Origin of the sequence: Spirosoma aerolatum, from assembly GCF_002056795.1 — a bacterium.
GTDB lineage: Bacteria > Bacteroidota > Bacteroidia > Cytophagales > Spirosomataceae > Spirosoma > Spirosoma aerolatum.
This window is the reverse complement of sequence record NZ_CP020104.1, coordinates 6,606,518-6,625,933: the sequence shown is the minus strand read 5'-3', so window position 1 is coordinate 6,625,933 and position 19,416 is coordinate 6,606,518. Positions and strand designations below refer to the sequence as shown.

Genomic DNA, 19,416 nt, shown 5'->3' with positions numbered 1-19,416 from the left:
AATTGTTTGTGTAATGCAGGTATAAACCCGCTTTTTTGTCGAAGATTGCGGGTTTCCCCCGCGTTACAGCTATGCTGCTTCCTCGCGCTCCGACAGCGTTTTGAGGATACCGGCCAGTTTGTTGCCACCACCTTGCAGAGCCGAGATAACATTCTTGGCTGGTGATTGCAGCAGACCGATAATTTCGCCAATAAGCTCTTGCTTGCTCTTCAGTGCGATGAGCGTATCAAGCTGGTCGGCGCCAATAAACAGGCTGTAATCAATAGAAGCAGCCTTCAGTTTCAGTTTATCATTTGTCTTACGAAACTCTTTGATAAGCTGCGCCGGTGCTTTGCCATTCTCAGGGTGAAACATCACCGCCGACTGACCATGCAGCACCGTCTCGTTGAACGGCGTATAATACGTTGCAAGCGGTTCGAGTGCTTTTTTGATGAAGCTGTTCTTCACCACTTTGTACTCGATACCCCGCTCAAAACACATCCGACGTAACGTGTTGACTTCAGCAACCGTCATGCCATTCGCTTCCGTGATGTAGAAGAAGGGAACGGTCTGAAACTTTTCAGCCAATTCCTCAATAATTGCTCCTTTTTCTTCGCGTTTCATGGCTTAAATTCCGGCAACTGTGCCTTTATCAATCGTTACCCCAGGACTCATCGTGCTCGACAGGTTGATCGCTTTCACGTAAGTTCCTTTAGCCGAAGAAGGCTTCAGTTTCAACAACGTGCTGATGATTTCCTGCGCGTTTTCGGCCAGTTTCTCTGGCGTAAACGATACTTTACCAATGCTGGTGTGAATAGCCCCTTGCTTATCAACTTTAAAGTCAATTTTACCGGCTTTCACTTCACGAACAGCTTTGCCAACTTCGGGAGTTACCGTACCCGATTTTGGGTTTGGCATCAGACCGCGTGGACCGAGAACTTTACCCAGACGACCAACTTTAGCCATAACATTCGGCATCGTGATAATCACGTCAACGTCCGTCCAGCCTTGTTCAATCTTCTGAATATAATCATCCAGACCTACATAGTCAGCACCTGCTTCTTTCGCTTCGGCTTCCTTGTCCGGGGTGCAAAGCACCAGAACGCGAACCGTTTTACCCGTACCGTGAGGCAGCGTAGCAACGCCACGAACCATTTGGTCGGCTTTACGCGGATCAACGCCTAACCGAACGTCAATATCCACAGAAGCATCAAATTTTGTATACGAAATTTCTTTCAGAATCTCGGCTGCCTGCTGGAGCGAATATTCTTTAGAAGCATCGTATTTTGATTGAGCCTCTTTTTGTTTTTTCGTTAACTTAGCCATGTCTTTTTTTGCTTCGGCAAGTCTGATTAATTCTCAAACGGCGGTGTACCCGTCACCGTGATACCCATGCTGCGGGCTGTACCAGCCACCTGCTTCATTGCCGACTCAACGGTGAATGAATTCAGATCGGGCATCTTTGTTTCTGCGATGGTCCGAACCTGATCCCACGTTACTGAGCCGACTTTTTTGCGGTTTGGCTGAGCAGATCCGCCTTTCAGCTTCGCTGCTTCCATCAGCAGAATCGGTGCGGGTGGCGTTTTGATGACGAAATCAAAGGACTTATCCTTATAATACGTAATCAAAACTGGCAATACCATACCCATTTTGTCCTGGGTTCGGCCATTGAACTGCTTGCAGAATTCCATGATATTTAAACCCTTGGAACCAAGCGCTGGACCGATCGGAGGTGAGGGGTTGGCCTGCCCGCCTTTGACTTGCAGCTTAACGTAGCCACCTACTTCTTTTGCCATTGTGGTAATTGAGTTACGACCGCCTGAGCGGCCCCGTTACTACTTAGGTTCTAACTGGTTAGCCACATAACCAATCCGCACACCTTTCGTAACAAATCAACTGGTTTTGGCTGGTCATCCTCTGAGGGAAGCATAGGACGCCGAACCACGGAAAATTGATCAGATCGATCAGCTTTCCTTTTCTACTTGTGCGTAACTGAGTTCTACCGGAGTGTTCCGGCCAAATATTTTTACAACGACGTTCAATTTCTTCCGGTCGTCGAATACTTCTTCTACAGTGCCAATGAAACCACCAAAAGGCCCATCAACTACTTTGACATTTTCGCCTTTCAGATAGGTAGCCGTTGGCGCAACAACTTCCTGCGTTTCTTCGTCGACCTTACCTAAAATACGATTGACCTCGGCCTGACGCAGCGGAACGGGTACTTTAGAAGTGGTACCCGCCTGGGAGTTACCCAGAAAGCCTAATACGCCCGGCATATTCAAAATCATATCGAGCGCCCGGTTATTACTTAAGTCGGCTGAAATGAGAATGTAGCCAGGGAAAAACGACTTTTCCCGAACGCGTTTCTTACCATTACGCATTTCGTACACCTTTTCCGCTGGTATAAGAACCTGTGGAATCACTTCATCGAGTTTTTGCCGGATTATTTCGTTGTCGAGATACGATTTAATCTTCTTCTCCTGACCCGACACCGCCCGAATGACGTACCATTGTATGCCGCTCATAATTAGTTGTCATTTGTGGTCATTACATGGTCATTGATTGCCATTTGTCACAATGCTGTGTTTGCATGAAGGATGACAAATTATGACTATAATGACTACTGAATGACTAAAATTAAAACGACTGATAAAATGCGTTCAGTCCGTTCTCAAATACTAAATCAATTAACCCGACCAGTAGCGCAAAAATCAGCGAAGCTACCAGTACGAGTGTCGAACTACCCTGGAGATCGCTGAATTTAGGCCAAGTCACGTTATGCTGAACTTCCTCCCAAGAGGCTTTCAGAAACGAGATAAACTTGTCCATCTTTTGTAAGGATTGGCACGGGTGGAGAGATTCGAACTCCCATCAACGGTTTTGGAGACCGCTATTCTACCCTTGAACTACACCCGTGTATTTGGATCATTAATTGTCATTTGTGGTCAGTGAAGTCATCTTATCGAATCGAACAATAATGACAGCAGAGCGAATAACAATTAATGACTTTTGAATTGGACTGCAAAATTACGAAATAAATTCAAAAAACAAGTGCATCCCCGTTAAGAAATGCACTTGTTTTAAATTATTCGAATCTTAGTCGAGGATTTCCGTTACCTGACCAGCACCTACGGTACGACCACCTTCGCGGATAGCGAAACGGAGACCTTTTTCCATAGCGATTTTGTTGATCAGCGTTACATCAATCGTGATGTTATCGCCTGGCATTACCATCTCAACGTTAGCAGGCAGGGTAATTTCGCCCGTTACGTCGGTGGTACGGAAATAGAACTGAGGACGGTATTTGTTGAAGAATGGGGTGTGACGACCACCTTCTTCTTTCGACAATACGTAAACTTCAGCTTTGAACTTCGAGTGAGGCTTAACCGAACCAGGTTTGCAAATAACCATACCACGACGGATATCGGTTTTTTCAATACCGCGGAGCAGCAGACCTACGTTGTCACCGGCTTCACCACGGTCCAGAATTTTCCGGAACATTTCAACACCCGTTACAACTGATTTCAGGTTTTCAGCACCCATACCGAGGATTTCAACTGGATCACCCGAGTTGATAACACCCCGCTCGATACGACCGGTTGCCACCGTACCACGACCTGTGATCGAGAATACGTCTTCGACCGGCATCAGGAACGGCAGATCCGTCTGACGTGGAGGAAGTGGAATCCAGCTATCAACGTTATCCATCAGTTCTTCGATGGTTTTTACCCATTTAGCATCGCCGTTCAGACCACCAAGAGCCGAACCTTGAATAACTGGGATATTATCACCGTCGAATTGGTAGAAGCTCAACAGCTCGCGGATTTCCATCTCAACGAGTTCGAGCAGTTCTGGGTCGTCAACCATGTCCACTTTGTTCATGAACACAACCAGCTGAGGTACACCTACCTGACGAGCAAGCAGGATGTGCTCCCGAGTTTGTGGCATTGGACCATCGGTTGCAGCTACTACAAGAATAGCTCCATCCATTTGGGCAGCACCCGTTACCATGTTTTTCACATAGTCAGCGTGGCCTGGGCAGTCAACGTGCGCATAGTGGCGGTTTGCCGTTGCGTACTCAACGTGCGATGTATTAATGGTGATACCCCGCTCTTTTTCTTCTGGGGCGTTGTCAATCGAGGAGAAGTCCCGAATTGCGGCCAGACCCTTTTCGGCCAGCACTTTCGTAATGGCAGCCGTCAGCGTCGTTTTACCGTGGTCAACGTGACCAATCGTACCGATGTTTACGTGCGGTTTCGAGCGGTCAAAATTCTCTTTTGCCATGTTTTTTTAAAACGCTATTGTGAACTGTTGTTAGTTATTGAATGAATTCGCTGAACAAAATTAAACCCAGCGAAATCATACCGTTTGAGGTCTGACGCCATTTGGGCTTAAAACCGCTTGGGCGGTCCCATCAAAAAGATTTCCCGAAAGAAACCTTGAGCCGTTACGGGGACTTGAACCCCGGACCTCTTCCTTACCAAGGAAGTGCTCTACCGCTGAGCTATAACGGCAAAAAAAGTTTTCAGTTTTCGGTTTACTGTTGTTTAGCAGCAGTAAACGGTGAACTGTAAACTTTATGGAGCGGAAGACGGGTCTCGAACCCGCAACCTATAGCTTGGAAGGCTATCGCTCTACCAATTGAGCTACTTCCGCAGGTACAATTAACCTGTACAAGTCAATTGTAGTCTTGTGGGGAGTGGAGGATTCGAACCTCCGAAGGCGTACGCCAGCAGATTTACAGTCTGATCCATTTGGCCACTCTGGAAACTCCCCAAAAATCTCTGTTAAAGAACATTTTCCGCCCCGTTTCCGGTTTGGAGTTGCAAAATTACATGTTTTTGCGGTGTTGTCAACAGGAGATCTAAAAATAATTTAGATAAGCAGGAAACTTACTTCAATAACTCGGTCAATCGGGTGCTATCGGGGTAGGTCATTTCAGTAATTCGCCAGCGATTTCCAGCAATTTGGCTGAGGTCGACCCGAATGTCGCCCGGTTTATTATTGTTGAGAAACGTAACGTAGACGACTGATTTAGAACCGCCTATGGCTGCTGGTTCTACCCAGGTTTTTTTGACTGCTGCATCGGGTGCGTTGAAAAGCAGATTTATTTTCGACCGATTTACCTTGCCCGAAGATTTTTGTGCATCGTTCCAGATGAGGTCGGCGGTGGATTTGGCAAAAAACTGATCGATCAGGCTTCGGTCTTTGGTTTCACGAAGTGGATTGTCTTTGGTACTATGCTCAAAATAAAGGGCACGAACCAAGCGATCGGCAGCCGAGCGGGGTGCCTCGGGTCCGGGTCGGGTGGCTAGTGCCAGGATGCTATCTTCCTGAATAGCTCCGGTTGTTATGGCGGTTTCTTTTTCCTGTTTTGGTTTAGTCTGACAGGCCAGCATCATGAGAAACAGGCTGGCTATACACCATCGAAGTATATGCATGCTAGAAGGGGTTTAGGTGCTTTGCTGACTAAAGTTTAACGGCCTGGCTTCCTACCTGCTACGGAGAGGAAACCAAGCCGTTCATCCTGAAACCAGTTAATTTACCAGACCTTAATACGGGCTTCTGGCTTTTTGTACATTTTATCGCCTGGTTGAACATTGAACGCTCTATACCAAGCGTCGATATTCGCAACAGGGCCATTGCAACGGTACAGTCCGGGTGCATGCGGGTCGGTCAAAATCAACTGAGCCTGGGTTTCGGGAAGGACATTCGTTCGCCAGATTTGGGCCCAGGAAAGGAAAAAGCGTTGATCGGGAGTGAATCCGTCAATCATACTTTTTTTGCCATTTGCTTTACCCTGTACCGTTTTTTTGAATGCGTCATAGGCAATGGCCAGGCCGCCTAGGTCGGCCAGATTTTCTCCCAGGGTTAATTGGCCGTTGACTTTGATGGAATCAAGAACCTTGAAGCCGAAAAATTGCTCTTTTACCTGATCTGCCCGCTTTTTGAAATTATCAGCGTCGGTTTTGGACCACCAGTCCCGAAGGGTCCCGTCTGCATCGTATTGTCGGCCCGAATCGTCAAAGCCGTGGGTCATTTCGTGGCCGATCACAGCGCCGATTCCGCCGTAATTGATGGCATCATCGGCTTCAAAATCGAAAAATGGAAATTGAAGAATAGCAGCCGGGAATGTGATCTCATTGTTGACCGGACTATATGATGCGTTGATGGTTGGGGGCGTCATACGCCACTCCGTTTTGTCGACGGGTTTACCTAGTCGGTTGATCATGTAGTTGTACTGCCACTTGTCGGCCGCCTGTACATTCCCATAAAAATCATTGCGGCTGATGGTTATTCCATCGTAGTTTTTCCACTTATCGGGATAGCCGATTTTCCGCCGGAAAGCGACCAACTTAGCCAGCGCTTTCGTTTTGGTATCGTTGCTCATCCAGTCGAGGCCTTTAATATGTTCTTTGAATGAAGCTTCCAGGTTGTCGACCAGGGTTAACATCCGCTGTTTAGCTTCAGGCTTGAAATATTTCTGTACATAGAGCTGCCCAAGGAGATCACTCAAAGAGCCGTCGATCAGGCTACTAACCCGTTGCCAGCGAGGAGTTTGTTCTTTCTGGCCGGTTAAGGTTCTGGAAAAGGCAAAGTTTTGTTTTACAAATGCATCACTTAGATAGGGGGCTGCTCCTTTCACAATATTCCAGCGCATATACGTACGCCAATCTTCAATGGGCGTGGCGGCTATCAGGCTATCGAGAGAGCGGAAAAAAGCTGGGCTTTGCACCAGTACAGAATCCTGACCTTTAATCCCAAATTTGGTTAGCTGATCGGCCCAGTTAATAGAAGGTGTTGACTGGCTGAATTTGCTTACGCTCAGCTTATTATAGGTTTTGTAAGGATCACGAAGCTCAACGCGGGGCATTTGTGCTTTGGCCAGTGCTGTTTCCAGGCGAATGATTACATCAGCGTCCTGCGAGGCCTGGGTTGGTTCTTCGCCAATGAGAGCCAGCATTTTATTCAGATGTTCCCGATAGGCATCCCTGATTTTTACACTGCGGACGTCGCTTTTCAGGTAATAATCACGGTCGGGAAGGGAAGTGCCGCCCTGGCTTAGTTGTGGTAAATATTTCGACACATTTTTGCGATCCTGCGTAATGCTAAAGCCAAACAACATGCCATTGCTTTGCGTACGCTGATAGGCAAGCTCATCCAGAAAAGTGGCTTTGTTATTTACTTTTTCGATACGAGCCAGATCGGGCTTGATCGGGTCAAAGCCACGTTTCTCGATCGTTAGGCTATCCATACCACTGGCATAATAATCGCCAACCATCTGATAAAGACGGCCTTTGGTCGTGGTTTTGGCTGCATCTTCCAACAGCGTTTTCATCGCATCCAGGCTTTTTTCTCGCAACTCCTGAAAGGTGCCCCACGATGTTTTTGACGCTGGAATGGCATTCTCGCGTAGCCAGTTCCCATTGGCGTATTGGTAGAAATTATCGCCCGGTTTGACCGACAAATCCATATTGGCCGGATCGATAAATTTACGGGGGGCTACAGTTGCTATCAGGCCGATTGCGACAACTGCCGAAAGAAAAGCCAATTGCTTGTTCATTTATAGAGTGAGTTGTAAACGTAAAGAATACAAAAATAAGTAACGCGGATGGGAATCCGCGATTGGGGACGCGGTTAGTCTGACCCCAATCGCGGATTCCCATCCGCGTTACCTGGTTCACTACTTATTTACCCGCCAGCGAAGCCTGAAACTCGCGTGTATAGGTACCTGCTTTGAATTGATCGAATGGCTCTTTCTGATGATAATTTCTTCCAAAATAGGTGATAATCTGGTGGAAAGTACGGGGCTCCAGATACCCAGCAATCGGTTGGATCAGATTAAATTTTTCATCCATAAATACCGTTGTCGGATAGCTCATCTGATTTCTCATCAGGGCAGCTGCCAGTTCGTGGACACCGTTACTGCCACCACTTATATACTTGAACGTCTGCTTGCCCAATGTTATATCGGCGGTTTGTTCGGCGTTGAAGCGGACAGGGTAAAAGTTTTCGTTCACGTAGTCGACAATGGCGGGCTCGGAGAACGTTTTGCGGTCCATGACCTTACACCAGCCACACCAGTCGGTGTATACATCGATAACAAATTTCTTTGGTTTCTTCTGAGTAAGTGCATAGGCTTCCTGGATGGTCAACCAGTGAATGTGCTTGCGCTCGTCGGTTAGCTTAGCAGGCGTTAGATCGATAGGTAAGGAGGTTCGAAATGCGCTAATCGTTAGTAAAACGAAGGCCGCGAAGAAGAGAAACAGGCGGTTCATACAGGCTGTTGTTTTAATTAGTAACGTACGGGGGTTAATAAAATTAGTGAATTAGTCTGAGTTCTGCTAAAAAAGTAACTTACGAAACAGGCTGAACTGCCCGTAAAATATCCCGTTTATGCGGAGGGCCAGGATGCTTTTCAACGGTCAGTCCTGCCGAACGAAGATTTCGTTGTACATAACTCTTTGAACAGTAAGTGGTCAGTATGCCATTTGGGAGCAATAAATGAGCCAGTTTCGCGAAAATTTCCGGCTCCCAAAGTTCGGGCTGTGCCGTAGGCGCAAAGGCATCGTAATACATCAGGTGGAATGAGTCTGACGTAACCCAATCCTGGAGTTGACAATGAATTTTTAGCAGACTGAAATACGGATTGATAGGGACCCGGTTATGCCAGGGTGATTCGTGAAGACTGGCTAAATAGTTAGTGCCTACTAGTTCGTCGTAGTTTAGTTGTCGTGCATCGTCAAGCGCCATCGGATAGGCTTCGACCGCCGTATACATAATCCGACGCTGATGGGAAAGGGCCTGTTGAGCCGTTAAAAGAGCATTTAGTCCCGTTCCAAATCCCATTTCGAAAACATATAGTTCCTGGTCGGAGAACCGGTTAAAAGCGTCCAGCAAACCTAATTCGATATAGACCCGTTGCGATTCCTGATACGCACCATGAATGGAGTGGTAGGTTTTATCGAGTGTCTGGTTGATGGCGGTATGAGAGCCATCGGCGGTGACTAGTAAGCGGACATCGGCGTTCATAAGAAAGGAGATATAGCACAGATTGTAAAGAATCTACAGAAACAACCTTAACCTAATCTTAATCTGTTCGTTTTTGGGCTAATTTTGTACCTGGTTTCTGTAGGCTGGGTAACGCAAATCGTAGACGCACTTGTTATCTAGTCGGCATGGGCCATTCATAGTCAATTATTTAGTAAATCAAATGATTCAACGCGTTCAAACCATATTTCTATTTCTTATTGCCGTTGCAATGGGTACAGCACTGGCCACACCCTTATGGGAGAAATCAGGTACTAAGTCGACCGAAATGGCTCATTTATCGGCACTGCAATATACTCAGCAGCAGGGAGTTACTACGTATGCCGATACCGTCTGGTATTTAGCCTTATTGATTGCTCTGGTGGGTGTTGTGGCTCTTTATGCTATTTTTCAATATCGCAACCGGCTGACACAGACGGCCTTATGTGCTGTTAATGCCTTAATGCTTACGGCCATTATGGGTATTGTTCTCTATCGGACGCTCTATCTGGGCAAATTGTATGGTGATCCGGAAAATCAGGGTGATTTTTTAACCGGTTTTTACGCCATTATTGCTGCTCTTGTGTTTAACGCATTGGCAAACCGTTTCATTCGTCGGGATGAGAAATTAGTGCGTGATTCCGATCGATTACGCTAGGTTTGTTATTCGTTAGGCAAGTCTGGGCCTGCTGTTTGATGATCGTGTGTATCGTCGGACAGCAGGCTTTTTTATTGATCATAATTAAGTATCGGTTTAAGATTTTTTATTCTTTTTTCGGTAACATACAAAAGGAAGTTGTCTTTTCTGCGAAAAAGCATTAATCTTATTTCGCTTTTTTGAGAATAAGAATGTTGAGGTCGACAGGAAATTGTAGTAGTGTCTGTAAGTACTGTATATCAGGTGATGGTAGAACGAAGTTTTACTGTCGTTTTCAGGCACGTTTTGCCTAATTAAGTGGCTTGGTCTTTCTACAATCAGTCTACGAATCAACTAGTATTTTGCTGACCAGGCCGACTTCTATACGTTATCAACAAACCTCTCTTTTATGAACACGTCTACTCGTGTAATGCGTATTGGGTTAGCAGCTTTCATAGGGCTTAGCCAACCAGGTATTGCACAGACAACGAGCCCAACCCCAAAGTTTGCCTTTGCAGAACCCGCTCTATCGCCCGATGGGCGAGAAATTGCCTTTGTTTCGGGTGGCGACATCTGGACAGTACCTGCCACCGGTGGTGAAGCCCGGCTGCTGGTAGCGCATACCGACAACGAAACCCGCCCTCTGTATTCGCCCGATGGCAAATACCTGGCGTTTTCCTCAACCCGCTCCGGTAATGGCGATATTTATCTGCTGACTCTGGAAACAGGGGCATTGCGCCGACTAACGTTCGATGATGGAGCCGAAAGCCTTACGGCCTGGTCGAATGATAGCAAGATGGTGTATTTCCAATCGACTAGCCGGGATATTTCGGGTATGAACGACATCTATCGGGTGCCCATTTCGGGAGGTACACCTATGCCCGTAACGGCCGATCGGTATGCCAGCGAATTTTTTGGAACTCCCTCACCTGATGGTAGTACGCTGGCGTTTTCGGCGCGGGGTATTGCTGCGGCTCAATGGTGGCGGAAAGGAAGCAGCCACCTGGATCAATCAGAAATCTGGACTTGTAAGATCGGTACGAAAAAAGGAGATAAACCCGCCTATGAGCGATTGACCGAAGGTGGAGCGAAGGAACTTTGGCCTATGTGGAGTCCCGATGGCCAAACAGTCTATTTTATGTCGGATAAAGGTGGTGGACAGAACCTATGGGCTAAACCACTGAAAGGGCAGGCCACAATGCTCACGTCGTTTAAAGACGGGCGGGTTATCTGGCCATCCATCAGTCAGGATGGGAAGTCGATCGTTTTTGAGCGCGATTTTCAAATCTGGAAATATGACATTACCACGAAGCAAACGGCCCCGGTAGCCATTCGCCTGCGAGGGGCAGCGGCTGGTCCTGCTGTCGATCATGTGAAGCTTTCGAGCCAGTTTCGGGATCTGGTTGTATCGCCCGATGGGAAGAAAGTAGCGTTTACCGCTCACGGCGAAGTGTTTGCGGCTTCGGCGAAAGATGGTGGCGATGCGGTTCGGGTAAGTAATACGCCCGCACTCGAATCGCAACTGGCCTGGACACCTAATAGCCGGATGCTGCTGTACATTAGTACGCGAAACGGTATTGCCAACCTCTATCAGTATGATTTTTCGACTCGTGAGGAAACCCGTCTTACCGACTCTCAGCAAGACGATGCCGCTCCAATTGTATCCCCCGATGGACAATCGGTCGCTTTCCTGCGAAATGGTCAGGAACTGCATGTGATGGAGTTGGGTACCAAGAAAGATCGGGTGGTGTACAAAGGTTTTCTGGGTCGTCCGCCTTTTGCCAGTACAGGGTCAGTGGCCTGGTCGCCAGATAATAAATGGCTGGCATTCGCTGCCTATGGGACTAAAACGTTTCGGAATATTTCGGTCGTACCCGCAACGGGTGGTGAAAGTCATCCGGTGAGTTTTCTGGCCAATACATTTGGTGGAAACGTAAACTGGAGCCCCGATGGGAAATATATTCTGTTTGGTACCAACCAGCGGACGGAGATGGCCCAGATTGCCCGTGTTGATCTGGTGCCACGACTGCCCAAATTCCGGGAAGATCAGTTTCGCGATTTGTTCAATGAGGAAGTGCCCCGGACGATTCGAACGACTACGGCGCCCATAGCCCCTACCGCCCCTGATAAAGCAGCCTCCCGCGATTCCGTTTCCAGTTCGTTGCCGGGTACAAAAGCCAAAAGTGCGGGGAAAGAAACGACCAGCATTGTATTTGACGGCATTCGCCAGCGGTTGAGTTTATTACCCATCGGTATGGAAGTCGATGCGCAGTCGATCAGTAAAGACGGGAAAACACTTCTGTTGGTAGCCAGCGTGGCCGGTCGGCAGAATTTATACACCTACTCACTCGATGAAACGGGCCCAGAGCGAAGTGTAGCCCGTCAGTTAACCACAACGCCCGGCGCGAAAAGCAGTGCGCAGTTTACGGCTGATGGCAAGGAGGTATTTTATCTGGAACAGGGGCGTATTCAATCGATTTCACTGGAAAAACGGGAGCCTAAACCATTGGCTGTAACGGCTGAAATGGATGTTGATTTTTCCAGCGAAAAACTTCAGGTATTTCAGCAGGCCTGGGATGTACAGAGCAAAGGTTTCTATGATCCTGAATTTCACGGTGTCGACTGGCAAACCGTTCGTAAAAAGTATGAACCGCTGGCGGCTGGAGCACGCACTCCTGATGAATTACGCCGACTACTAAGCCTGATGGTGGGCGAACTGAATGCGTCACACTCGGGGGTATCAGGGCCGCAGGGATCCATCGATATAACAACCGGACGACTAGGGCTGCGGTTTGATCGCATTACGTATGAGAATACAGGCAAACTTCTGATTACGGAAGTCGTGTCGCAGGGGCCGGTGGCGTTGGTGAGTACTGTTAAACCCGGAGATTATTTGCAGGCTGTTGATGGGAAATTAATTGATGCCAGTACCAATCTGGATGAGGTATTAAACAACAAAATCAATCGTCGGGTCAATCTTTCGATCGTATCAGCTCCCAATGCAACTCCCCGTGAGGTGAGCGTACTGCCTGTCAGTCTGGCTACGGAAAAAGGCTTGCTGTATAAGCAGTGGGTTGAGCAGCAGCGCGAGTATGTGGCGAAAGCGAGTGGCGGACGGCTGGGCTACGTGCATATGTTCGATATGTCGGCCGAATCGCTCAACCAATTGTACATTGATCTGGATGCGGATAACCACGCTCGCGAAGGTGTAGTGGTTGATGTGCGCAATAATAACGGTGGTTTTGTGAACGCCTACGCCCTCGACGTATTTGCCCGTAAAGGGTACATGACCATGACTCCGCGTGGACTTCCGGCCTCACCGGCGCGTACGCAACTTGGGCAGCGGTCGCTGGAAAAGCCAACGATTCTGGTCACCAATCAGCATTCACTCTCCGACGCCGAAGATTTCACGGAAGGATATCGGTCGCTTAAACTGGGTAAAGTAGTGGGCGAACCGACGGGTGGTTGGATCATTTATACGTCAGCCGCCCAACTGATCGACGGCTCATCGATTCGTCTGCCTTTTATTCGGATTACCGACAATACGGGTAAGAATATGGAGCTGAATCCACGTCCGGTCGATATTCCCGTATCTCGTCCCATTGGCGAAAGCTATACCGATCAGAATACCCAGCTTGATGTGGCGGTAAAAGAACTCATTCGACAGTTAGACGAAACCAAATCCGGCAAAGTCAGCGCGAGTAAGTAAAATACAGCCATTAGTTGGTCAGTTGTTGTCATTAATAGTCATTGCGAGTAAAACCGCCTTCTACAATGAATGACCACAAATAGACTATATGATGGCTACTAAATGACCAATTATAAGTATCGTCAACAGCAAAAGACAACCTGTTAACACATGAAAAAACGTTTAGTTACCTTATTATCACTTGTACTTATCCCCATGTATCAATTGGCTGCCCAGGCTCCCACGGGTGGTTCTGGAGGCTCAGCTACCATTGCCGGTTTTACCAATGGCATGGAAAAACATCCGGGCTATCTGACCTATTATTGGGATGCCAAAAAAGGCAAAATCTGGCTTGAAATCGACAAGTTCGATACAGAGCTTTTGTTTTACCCTTCGCTGGCGCAGGGTGTCGGCTCCAATGATATTGGCCTCGATCGTGGGCGGCTGGGTCAGGAGCACATCATCAAGTTTCAACGGAGTGGTCCCAAAGTGCTGATGATTGAGCCCAACTATTCGTACCGGGCTATCAGCAATGATCCGCTGGAGCGTCGGGCAGTTGAAGAATCGTTTGCCAAATCGGTTCATGCAGGATTCGATGTGGCAGCTGAAGAGAACGGCAAGGTACTGGTCGATCTGACACCGTTTATGATGCAGGATCTTGTCGGTGCAATTCAGGCAATCGCCCGTACGCGTCAGGGGGCTTTTCGGCTGGACCCGGCCCGTTGTGCGATCTATTTGCCTAATACAAAAGCGTTTCCACAGAATACTGAGTTTGAGGCCATTCTGACGCTTACAGGCGACAATCCAGGCGCCTATCTGCGCGAAGTGGTGCCAACGCCAACGGCTGTCACCATTCACCAACACTATTCATTTGTGCAACTGCCCGATGCCAATTATAAGCCACGGGTTTTTGACCCACGCATTGGCTATGGTGGTATCGAATACTTCGACTATGCAACGCCCGTTAGCCAGCCGATCATGAAGCGGTATATTTCGCGGCATCGGCTAGAGAAAAAAGACCCGTCGGCGGCTGTTAGTGAAGCGGTTAAGCCCATCATTTATTACATTGACCCCGGTACGCCCGAACCGATTCGTTCGGCATTGATGGAGGGGACGGCCTGGTGGAATCAGGCGTTTGAAGCGGCTGGTTATAAAGATGCGTTTCAGGTAAAGTTGCTCCCTGCCGATGCCGACCCGATGGATGTTCGGTACAATCTTGTGCAGTGGGTACACCGCTCAACACGTGGCTGGAGCTACGGTGGCAGCATCAGCGATCCCCGGACAGGCGAAATTATCAAAGGTAAAGTAACCCTAGGCTCGCTTCGGGTTCGGCAGGATTACCTGATTGCCCAGGGGCTGGTTGGCGATTATGCCGGAGCCAACGCACTCGATCCTAATTCGGACCCTATGATGAAGATGTCCATTGAGCGACTTCGGCAATTGGCTGCCCATGAAGTAGGCCATACGCTCGGTTTGCCACATAATTACATTGCCAGTACGCAGGGAGGAGGAGAGTTTGGTCGGGCATCGGTTATGGACTACCCAACGATGGTAGCTAAAGTGAAAGGGGCCAGCATTGATCTGTCGGACGCCTATGCAAAAGGAATTGGTGTTTACGACAAATGGAGCATCCGCTACGGGTATGAGCAGTTTCCGAGTGGGACTAATGAGAAACAGGCACTCGATAAAATCGTAAACGATATGCACAAGTCCGGCCTTACGTTCCTGACGGACAAAGACGCCCGCCCGGAGGGGTCGGTTCACCCCGGTACGCACCTGTGGGACAATGGCAACAACGCTGTCGATGAATTAAAACGAGTGAGCGATGTTCGTCGGATAGCTCTGGCCAATTTTACAGAGAAGAAAATTCCGACCGGAACGCCTATGGCTACGCTGGAAGAGGTGCTGGTGCCCATGTATATGTTCCACCGCTATCAGGTGGAAGCCGCTGCGAAGGTTGTAGCGGGGCAAGTATATACCAATGCACTACGGGGTGATGGTCAGCCGGTTGTAGCGACGGTACCAGTTCAGGAGCAGAAACGGGCCTTAGACGCCTTACTGGCTACGATAGATCCCGCGTTTTTGGCGGTTCCTAAATCAGTGCTGGCGCTGATTCCTCCTCATCCGTTCCGATATGATCCTAATCCACGGGAAGTATTCAAACGCCGGACAGGGCTTTCCTTCGATCCACTGGCAGCACCGGAAGCGGCTGCAGGCCTGACGCTCCAGATGCTGTTCAATTCGGAGCGGGTAAGCCGACTGGTAGCCCAATCGGCCATCGACCCGGCGCAATTGAGTCTGGAAGGAATGCTCGATCAGGTATTGGCTGCAACCTGGTACAAAGCCGATCCTGCTGATGGCTATCAGGCCGAGGTAAAGCGATTGACCGAAAAATTGTTTTTACAAAAACTACTCGATTTGGCCAACAGTCAGGACGCAACGCCACAGGCACGAGGAATTGCTTTATTGAAACTTGGCCAGTTAAAAGCGAAGATTTCGGCCCCAGCTACTAATCCGAAAACAGCTGCTCATCGCCTGCTGGCTCTGGACCAGATTCGCCGGGCCGATGGTAATATTGCCGATCTGAAACCCACTAATCCGCAAACGCCACCCGACGGTATGCCCATCGATACGGGACAGGAATGGCTCGCTCCAGCATGCGACTGGAAATAAGCTCTACATTATAAAAAACCGCCTGCTTTCAAAACAGGCGGTTTTTTTTGCCTTTTCGGACTCGTTCTGTTGTATTGGTCGAATTCTGTAGTCTAATTTTAATCTCTTTTTAATCTATTTACTCGTTTATAGTGGGACTCGTGTCTGTCTCGTTTCGATCAAAAAACAGTATTTATATGATTTCTTCTCTAAAAACTGTCTGGGTAATTGCTTTGGTGATGCTCAGCCAGTTCACCATTGCTCAACAATATGCTAAACCCGATACCACTAAATCGCCTGAAACAAATGAATTGAAATATAACCTGAATGCGTCGGGCTCCCGTTTTTTTAAAGTTACGTTTTTGAATCAGAGCTGGCTTCGGTTTAATCAAAGTAATCCGGGGACTACAGTTGTGAGTGAGCCCAACGACAATACATTCGATATTGGTCTGCGCCGGACGCGTATCCAACTGTTTGGACAGATCAGCGATCACGTTTTTTTGTACTTTCAGTTTGGGCTGAATAATTTTAATTACCTCAATGGCGGATTCAGTCCAACGGCTACGTCGAACCGGAAAATCCAGCCTTTTTTTCATGATGCGGTAGGCGAATATATCGTCTGGAAGAACAAGGATTACCTGAAAATCGGCTATGGTTTGACTATTGTCAATGGTCTATCCCGGTTTTCAGCGCCGGGGGTCAGTAGCATTATGAGTATGGATGTTCCGGTGTTTGCCCAGGCCACAGTTGACCAGACGGACGAATTTTCGCGCAAATTAAGTCTCTATGCGCGAGGGCAAATTGGGCATCTGGATTACCGGATTGCGATGAGTGATCCATTTCCAATTCAGACCAATGGTTCAGCCCTGCCGACCTATGGACCAAACGCCATTTTTACGCTAAAAGGCCACACCAAGCAGTATCAGGGACTTTTTATGTGGCAGTTCTTTGATAAGGAATCGCACCAGACACCGGGCTACAATACGGGCACTTACTTGGGCTCTAAAAAGATTTTTAATCTCGAAGCTGGCTTTATTACTCAGAAAAACGCAACGGTGAGTGTTCCTGCGGCCAGTGATACGGCGTATCATAACATGAACCTGTGGTCGATTGCGTCATTCCTGGATATGCCTGTAAACAAAGAAAAAGGGACAGCCGTGAATGCGTATCTGGGGTACTTCCATACCAATTATGGCACTAACTATTTGCGCTTCAACGGAATCATGAACCCTGGCAGTGGAATCTCGGCTGGCTATCCGGCTAACACGCAAGGGAATGCATTTCCAATGTTTGGTACAGGAAATGTAGTCTATGGCCAGTTTGGGTATTTGTTAAAACGTGATCTGTTCGGCCCCGGCAATGGTACGCTTATGCCGTATGTGCAAGCACAGATTGCGAACTATCAGCGTGTAACACAGACACTGGGCATTTACAACGTTGGAATCAACTACCTGATCAAAGGACATAACGGTAAGTTTACCCTCGACTACCAGAATCGGCCTTTTTACCAGATTTCAGGTAATCAGTACGCACCGGGTGGCCGTCGTGGTCAGTTGACATTGCAGTATCAGATTTTTATCTGAAAGGGGTGTAGTGGTAACGTGGTGGCAGATGCTTACATCTGCCACCACAGCAGAGTGTTTGGTGCCCGGCGCTACTCCTTGAAGTCTTTATCGTATGGGAATTGCCGGGAGGCTTTGCGCATGATGGTTGTGATGATACTGCTGGTATTGCTGCCAAAACCGCGGGACAGGGTCTTGTCATATTTCCAGAGGAGTTGGCCCGTTTTGCCATCGTTGATGCTGATGGTTGTTTTTCCGGTATTGGTAGCACCACCAAATCCGACGGCCAGCGTCATGGCGATCGCAGCTCCATCCGACATGGGCTGTGTACTTTCAAATGTACCCGATACAATGCCATCAACTTTCAGGATTTTTGCCAGTTCTTCCGGTGTAAAACTCGTCAGCGTTTCATAGGTCACAGCATTACGTTCCAGCAGCGCGTTTGTCCGGGCTGGGTCCTGAAAATCAACAAAGATATCGTTGCTTTCTTTCCGCTTCAGAAAATAGGAATGAACGGCACTTTGTACACCCAGGCCTTCCCGTTTTTCAAGCGCTGCAACGCCTGCAGGCCCTCCATTTTTTTCAACTTCTTTTGGTCGTAACTGCAGAGTCGTTTTAAAGGGAAGAATAGCCAGGACTTTATGGTCTTTGGCCAGGGTTTTGAAATTTGGATTCGTATAAATCTCACGCGTCTGGGCAAAAGCACTACTCAGTGCGCTAAGAAACAGTACAGTGGTTAATAAGGCTTTCATAAAAAGAGGCTGTTAAACACTGCATAGTTATAGAGCGACGAGTGGGCTTGAAAATCGACTTTGGCTGAAACGGCATTAACACCGTATGAAGTGGGGAAAACAAAAAACCGGTCGTTGGGACCGGTTTTTCAAATGATGAGCAATCGAAAGAATTAGATACCGATGTTTAGCGTGCTCAATACGCTATTCATGTTGCGAACAGCATCGGCCGATTTGTTGAAGGCAGCCTGCTCTTCCTCGTTCAGTTTGTAATCAATGATTTCTTCCCAACCGCTACGACCCAGCACAACGGGTACACCCAGACAGATGTCCGACTGGCCATATTCACCTTCGAGTAATACGCAAGATGGAATTACGCGTTTCTGGTCGCGTAGGATGCTTTCAACCATGTAGGCGCCAGCCGCTCCAGGTGCATACCAGGCCGAGGTACCGATCAATCCGGTTAAGGTAGCACCGCCAACCATCGTATCTGCAGCTACTTTTTTCAGCGTTTCTTCGTCCAGGAAATTGCCGACAGGAACCCCTGCTTTAGTAGCTAGACGGGTCAGCGGAATCATGGTTGTATCGCCGTGGCCACCGATAACGGAAGCCTGTAAGTCGTTGGGCGAGCAGTTCAACGCCAGCGATAGATAGGTTTTAAAACGAGCCGAATCCAATGCACCACCTAGGCCAATTACCCGATTTTTGGGCAAACCTGACGCTTTCAGGGCCAGATACGTCATGGTATCCATTGGGTTCGATATGATAATGAAGATAGCGTCGGGCGAGTGTTTCAGAATGTTTTCGGTAACGCCTTTTACGATCCCCGCATTGATGCCAATAAGGTCTTCGCGGGTCATTCCTGGTTTGCGTGGAATCCCCGATGTAATAACGACGACATCCGAACCCGCCGTTTTTTCGTAATTATTGGTAGAGCCGGTTATTTTAACGTCGCAGTCGAGCAACGTTGACGCCTGGAGCATATCGAGGGATTTACCTTCGCTAAGCCCGTCCTTGATGTCTAACAGCACAACTTCATGGGCAAGCTCCCGGCGGGCAATGTTATCGGCGCAGGTGGCTCCAACGGCCCCAGCACCTACTACTGTAACTTTCATACGGTATTCGGAATTAAAGGGT

16 protein-coding genes and 4 tRNA genes are annotated in these 19,416 nt (G+C 48.2%); 4 read left to right on the top strand and 16 right to left on the bottom strand.

Annotation, left to right across the window (positions count from 1 at the left end; translation table 11 throughout):
• Positions 1–69: 69 nt before the first annotated feature.
• The 14 genes from rplJ to mnmD form a co-directional block, all read right to left on the bottom strand.
• Positions 70–603, bottom strand: a complete 534-nt coding sequence (gene rplJ / locus B5M13_RS27610; RefSeq protein ID WP_080058735.1) for a 50S ribosomal protein L10 — start codon at positions 601–603, stop codon at positions 70–72.
• Between the two features lie 3 nt (positions 604–606).
• On the bottom strand, positions 607–1,305 hold the full coding sequence (gene rplA / locus B5M13_RS27605; RefSeq protein ID WP_080058734.1) for a 50S ribosomal protein L1: 699 nt from the start codon (positions 1,303–1,305) through the stop codon (positions 607–609).
• Between the two features lie 26 nt (positions 1,306–1,331).
• The gene (gene rplK, locus B5M13_RS27600) at positions 1,332–1,775 is read right to left on the bottom strand and encodes a 50S ribosomal protein L11 (RefSeq protein ID WP_080058733.1); all 444 of its coding nucleotides are present in this window, start codon (positions 1,773–1,775) and stop codon (positions 1,332–1,334) included.
• Between the two features lie 168 nt (positions 1,776–1,943).
• A complete protein-coding gene (gene nusG / locus B5M13_RS27595; protein WP_020598180.1) occupies positions 1,944–2,504 on the bottom strand; it encodes a transcription termination/antitermination protein NusG in 561 nt (186 codons plus the stop codon).
• A 112-nt stretch (positions 2,505–2,616) separates the two neighbouring features.
• A complete protein-coding gene (secE, locus tag B5M13_RS27590; protein WP_020598179.1) occupies positions 2,617–2,808 on the bottom strand; it encodes a preprotein translocase subunit SecE in 192 nt (63 codons plus the stop codon).
• A gap of 13 nt (positions 2,809–2,821) precedes the next feature.
• Positions 2,822–2,895, bottom strand: a tRNA-Trp gene (locus B5M13_RS27585).
• Between the two features lie 180 nt (positions 2,896–3,075).
• A complete protein-coding gene (tuf, locus tag B5M13_RS27580) occupies positions 3,076–4,263 on the bottom strand; it encodes an elongation factor Tu (protein ID WP_020598178.1) in 1,188 nt (395 codons plus the stop codon).
• Positions 4,264–4,421: 158 nt separating this feature from the next.
• Positions 4,422–4,493 (bottom strand) — tRNA-Thr (locus B5M13_RS27575).
• Positions 4,494–4,559: 66 nt separating this feature from the next.
• Positions 4,560–4,635, bottom strand: a tRNA-Gly gene (locus B5M13_RS27570).
• Between the two features lie 37 nt (positions 4,636–4,672).
• Positions 4,673–4,755 (bottom strand) — tRNA-Tyr (locus B5M13_RS27565).
• 116 nt (positions 4,756–4,871) lie between these two features.
• Positions 4,872–5,420, bottom strand: coding sequence for a hypothetical protein (locus B5M13_RS27560; protein ID WP_080058732.1), 549 nt, complete (start codon positions 5,418–5,420; stop codon positions 4,872–4,874).
• Positions 5,421–5,521: 101 nt separating this feature from the next.
• The gene (locus B5M13_RS27555; protein WP_080058731.1) at positions 5,522–7,543 is read right to left on the bottom strand and encodes a M13 family metallopeptidase; all 2,022 of its coding nucleotides are present in this window, start codon (positions 7,541–7,543) and stop codon (positions 5,522–5,524) included.
• Positions 7,544–7,667: 124 nt separating this feature from the next.
• On the bottom strand, positions 7,668–8,258 hold the full coding sequence (locus tag B5M13_RS27550) for a thioredoxin family protein (protein ID WP_080058730.1): 591 nt from the start codon (positions 8,256–8,258) through the stop codon (positions 7,668–7,670).
• A 79-nt stretch (positions 8,259–8,337) separates the two neighbouring features.
• Positions 8,338–9,012, bottom strand: coding sequence for a tRNA (5-methylaminomethyl-2-thiouridine)(34)-methyltransferase MnmD (gene mnmD / locus B5M13_RS27545; RefSeq protein WP_080058729.1), 675 nt, complete (start codon positions 9,010–9,012; stop codon positions 8,338–8,340).
• 181 nt (positions 9,013–9,193) lie between these two features.
• On the opposite strand from mnmD, the gene B5M13_RS27540 reads away from it, so the two are divergent.
• From B5M13_RS27540 to B5M13_RS27525, 4 genes are all read left to right on the top strand, one after another.
• Positions 9,194–9,667 carry a DUF4293 domain-containing protein gene (locus B5M13_RS27540; RefSeq protein ID WP_080058728.1) on the top strand — a complete coding sequence of 158 codons (474 nt, stop codon included), beginning with the start codon at positions 9,194–9,196 and terminating at the stop codon, positions 9,665–9,667.
• A 388-nt stretch (positions 9,668–10,055) separates the two neighbouring features.
• A complete protein-coding gene (locus tag B5M13_RS27535) occupies positions 10,056–13,355 on the top strand; it encodes a S41 family peptidase (RefSeq protein ID WP_080058727.1) in 3,300 nt (1,099 codons plus the stop codon).
• Positions 13,356–13,505: 150 nt separating this feature from the next.
• Positions 13,506–16,007 carry a zinc-dependent metalloprotease gene (locus tag B5M13_RS27530; protein ID WP_080058726.1) on the top strand — a complete coding sequence of 834 codons (2,502 nt, stop codon included), beginning with the start codon at positions 13,506–13,508 and terminating at the stop codon, positions 16,005–16,007.
• A gap of 176 nt (positions 16,008–16,183) precedes the next feature.
• Positions 16,184–17,569, top strand: coding sequence for a hypothetical protein (locus tag B5M13_RS27525; RefSeq protein ID WP_080058725.1), 1,386 nt, complete (start codon positions 16,184–16,186; stop codon positions 17,567–17,569).
• 71 nt (positions 17,570–17,640) lie between these two features.
• Here B5M13_RS27525 and B5M13_RS27520 read toward each other — a convergent pair whose 3' ends face one another.
• Both B5M13_RS27520 and mdh read right to left on the bottom strand, forming a co-directional pair.
• The gene (locus B5M13_RS27520; RefSeq protein ID WP_080058724.1) at positions 17,641–18,300 is read right to left on the bottom strand and encodes a hypothetical protein; all 660 of its coding nucleotides are present in this window, start codon (positions 18,298–18,300) and stop codon (positions 17,641–17,643) included.
• Between the two features lie 152 nt (positions 18,301–18,452).
• On the bottom strand, positions 18,453–19,394 hold the full coding sequence (gene mdh / locus B5M13_RS27515) for a malate dehydrogenase (protein WP_080058723.1): 942 nt from the start codon (positions 19,392–19,394) through the stop codon (positions 18,453–18,455).
• Between the last annotated feature and the right edge of the window lie 22 nt (positions 19,395–19,416).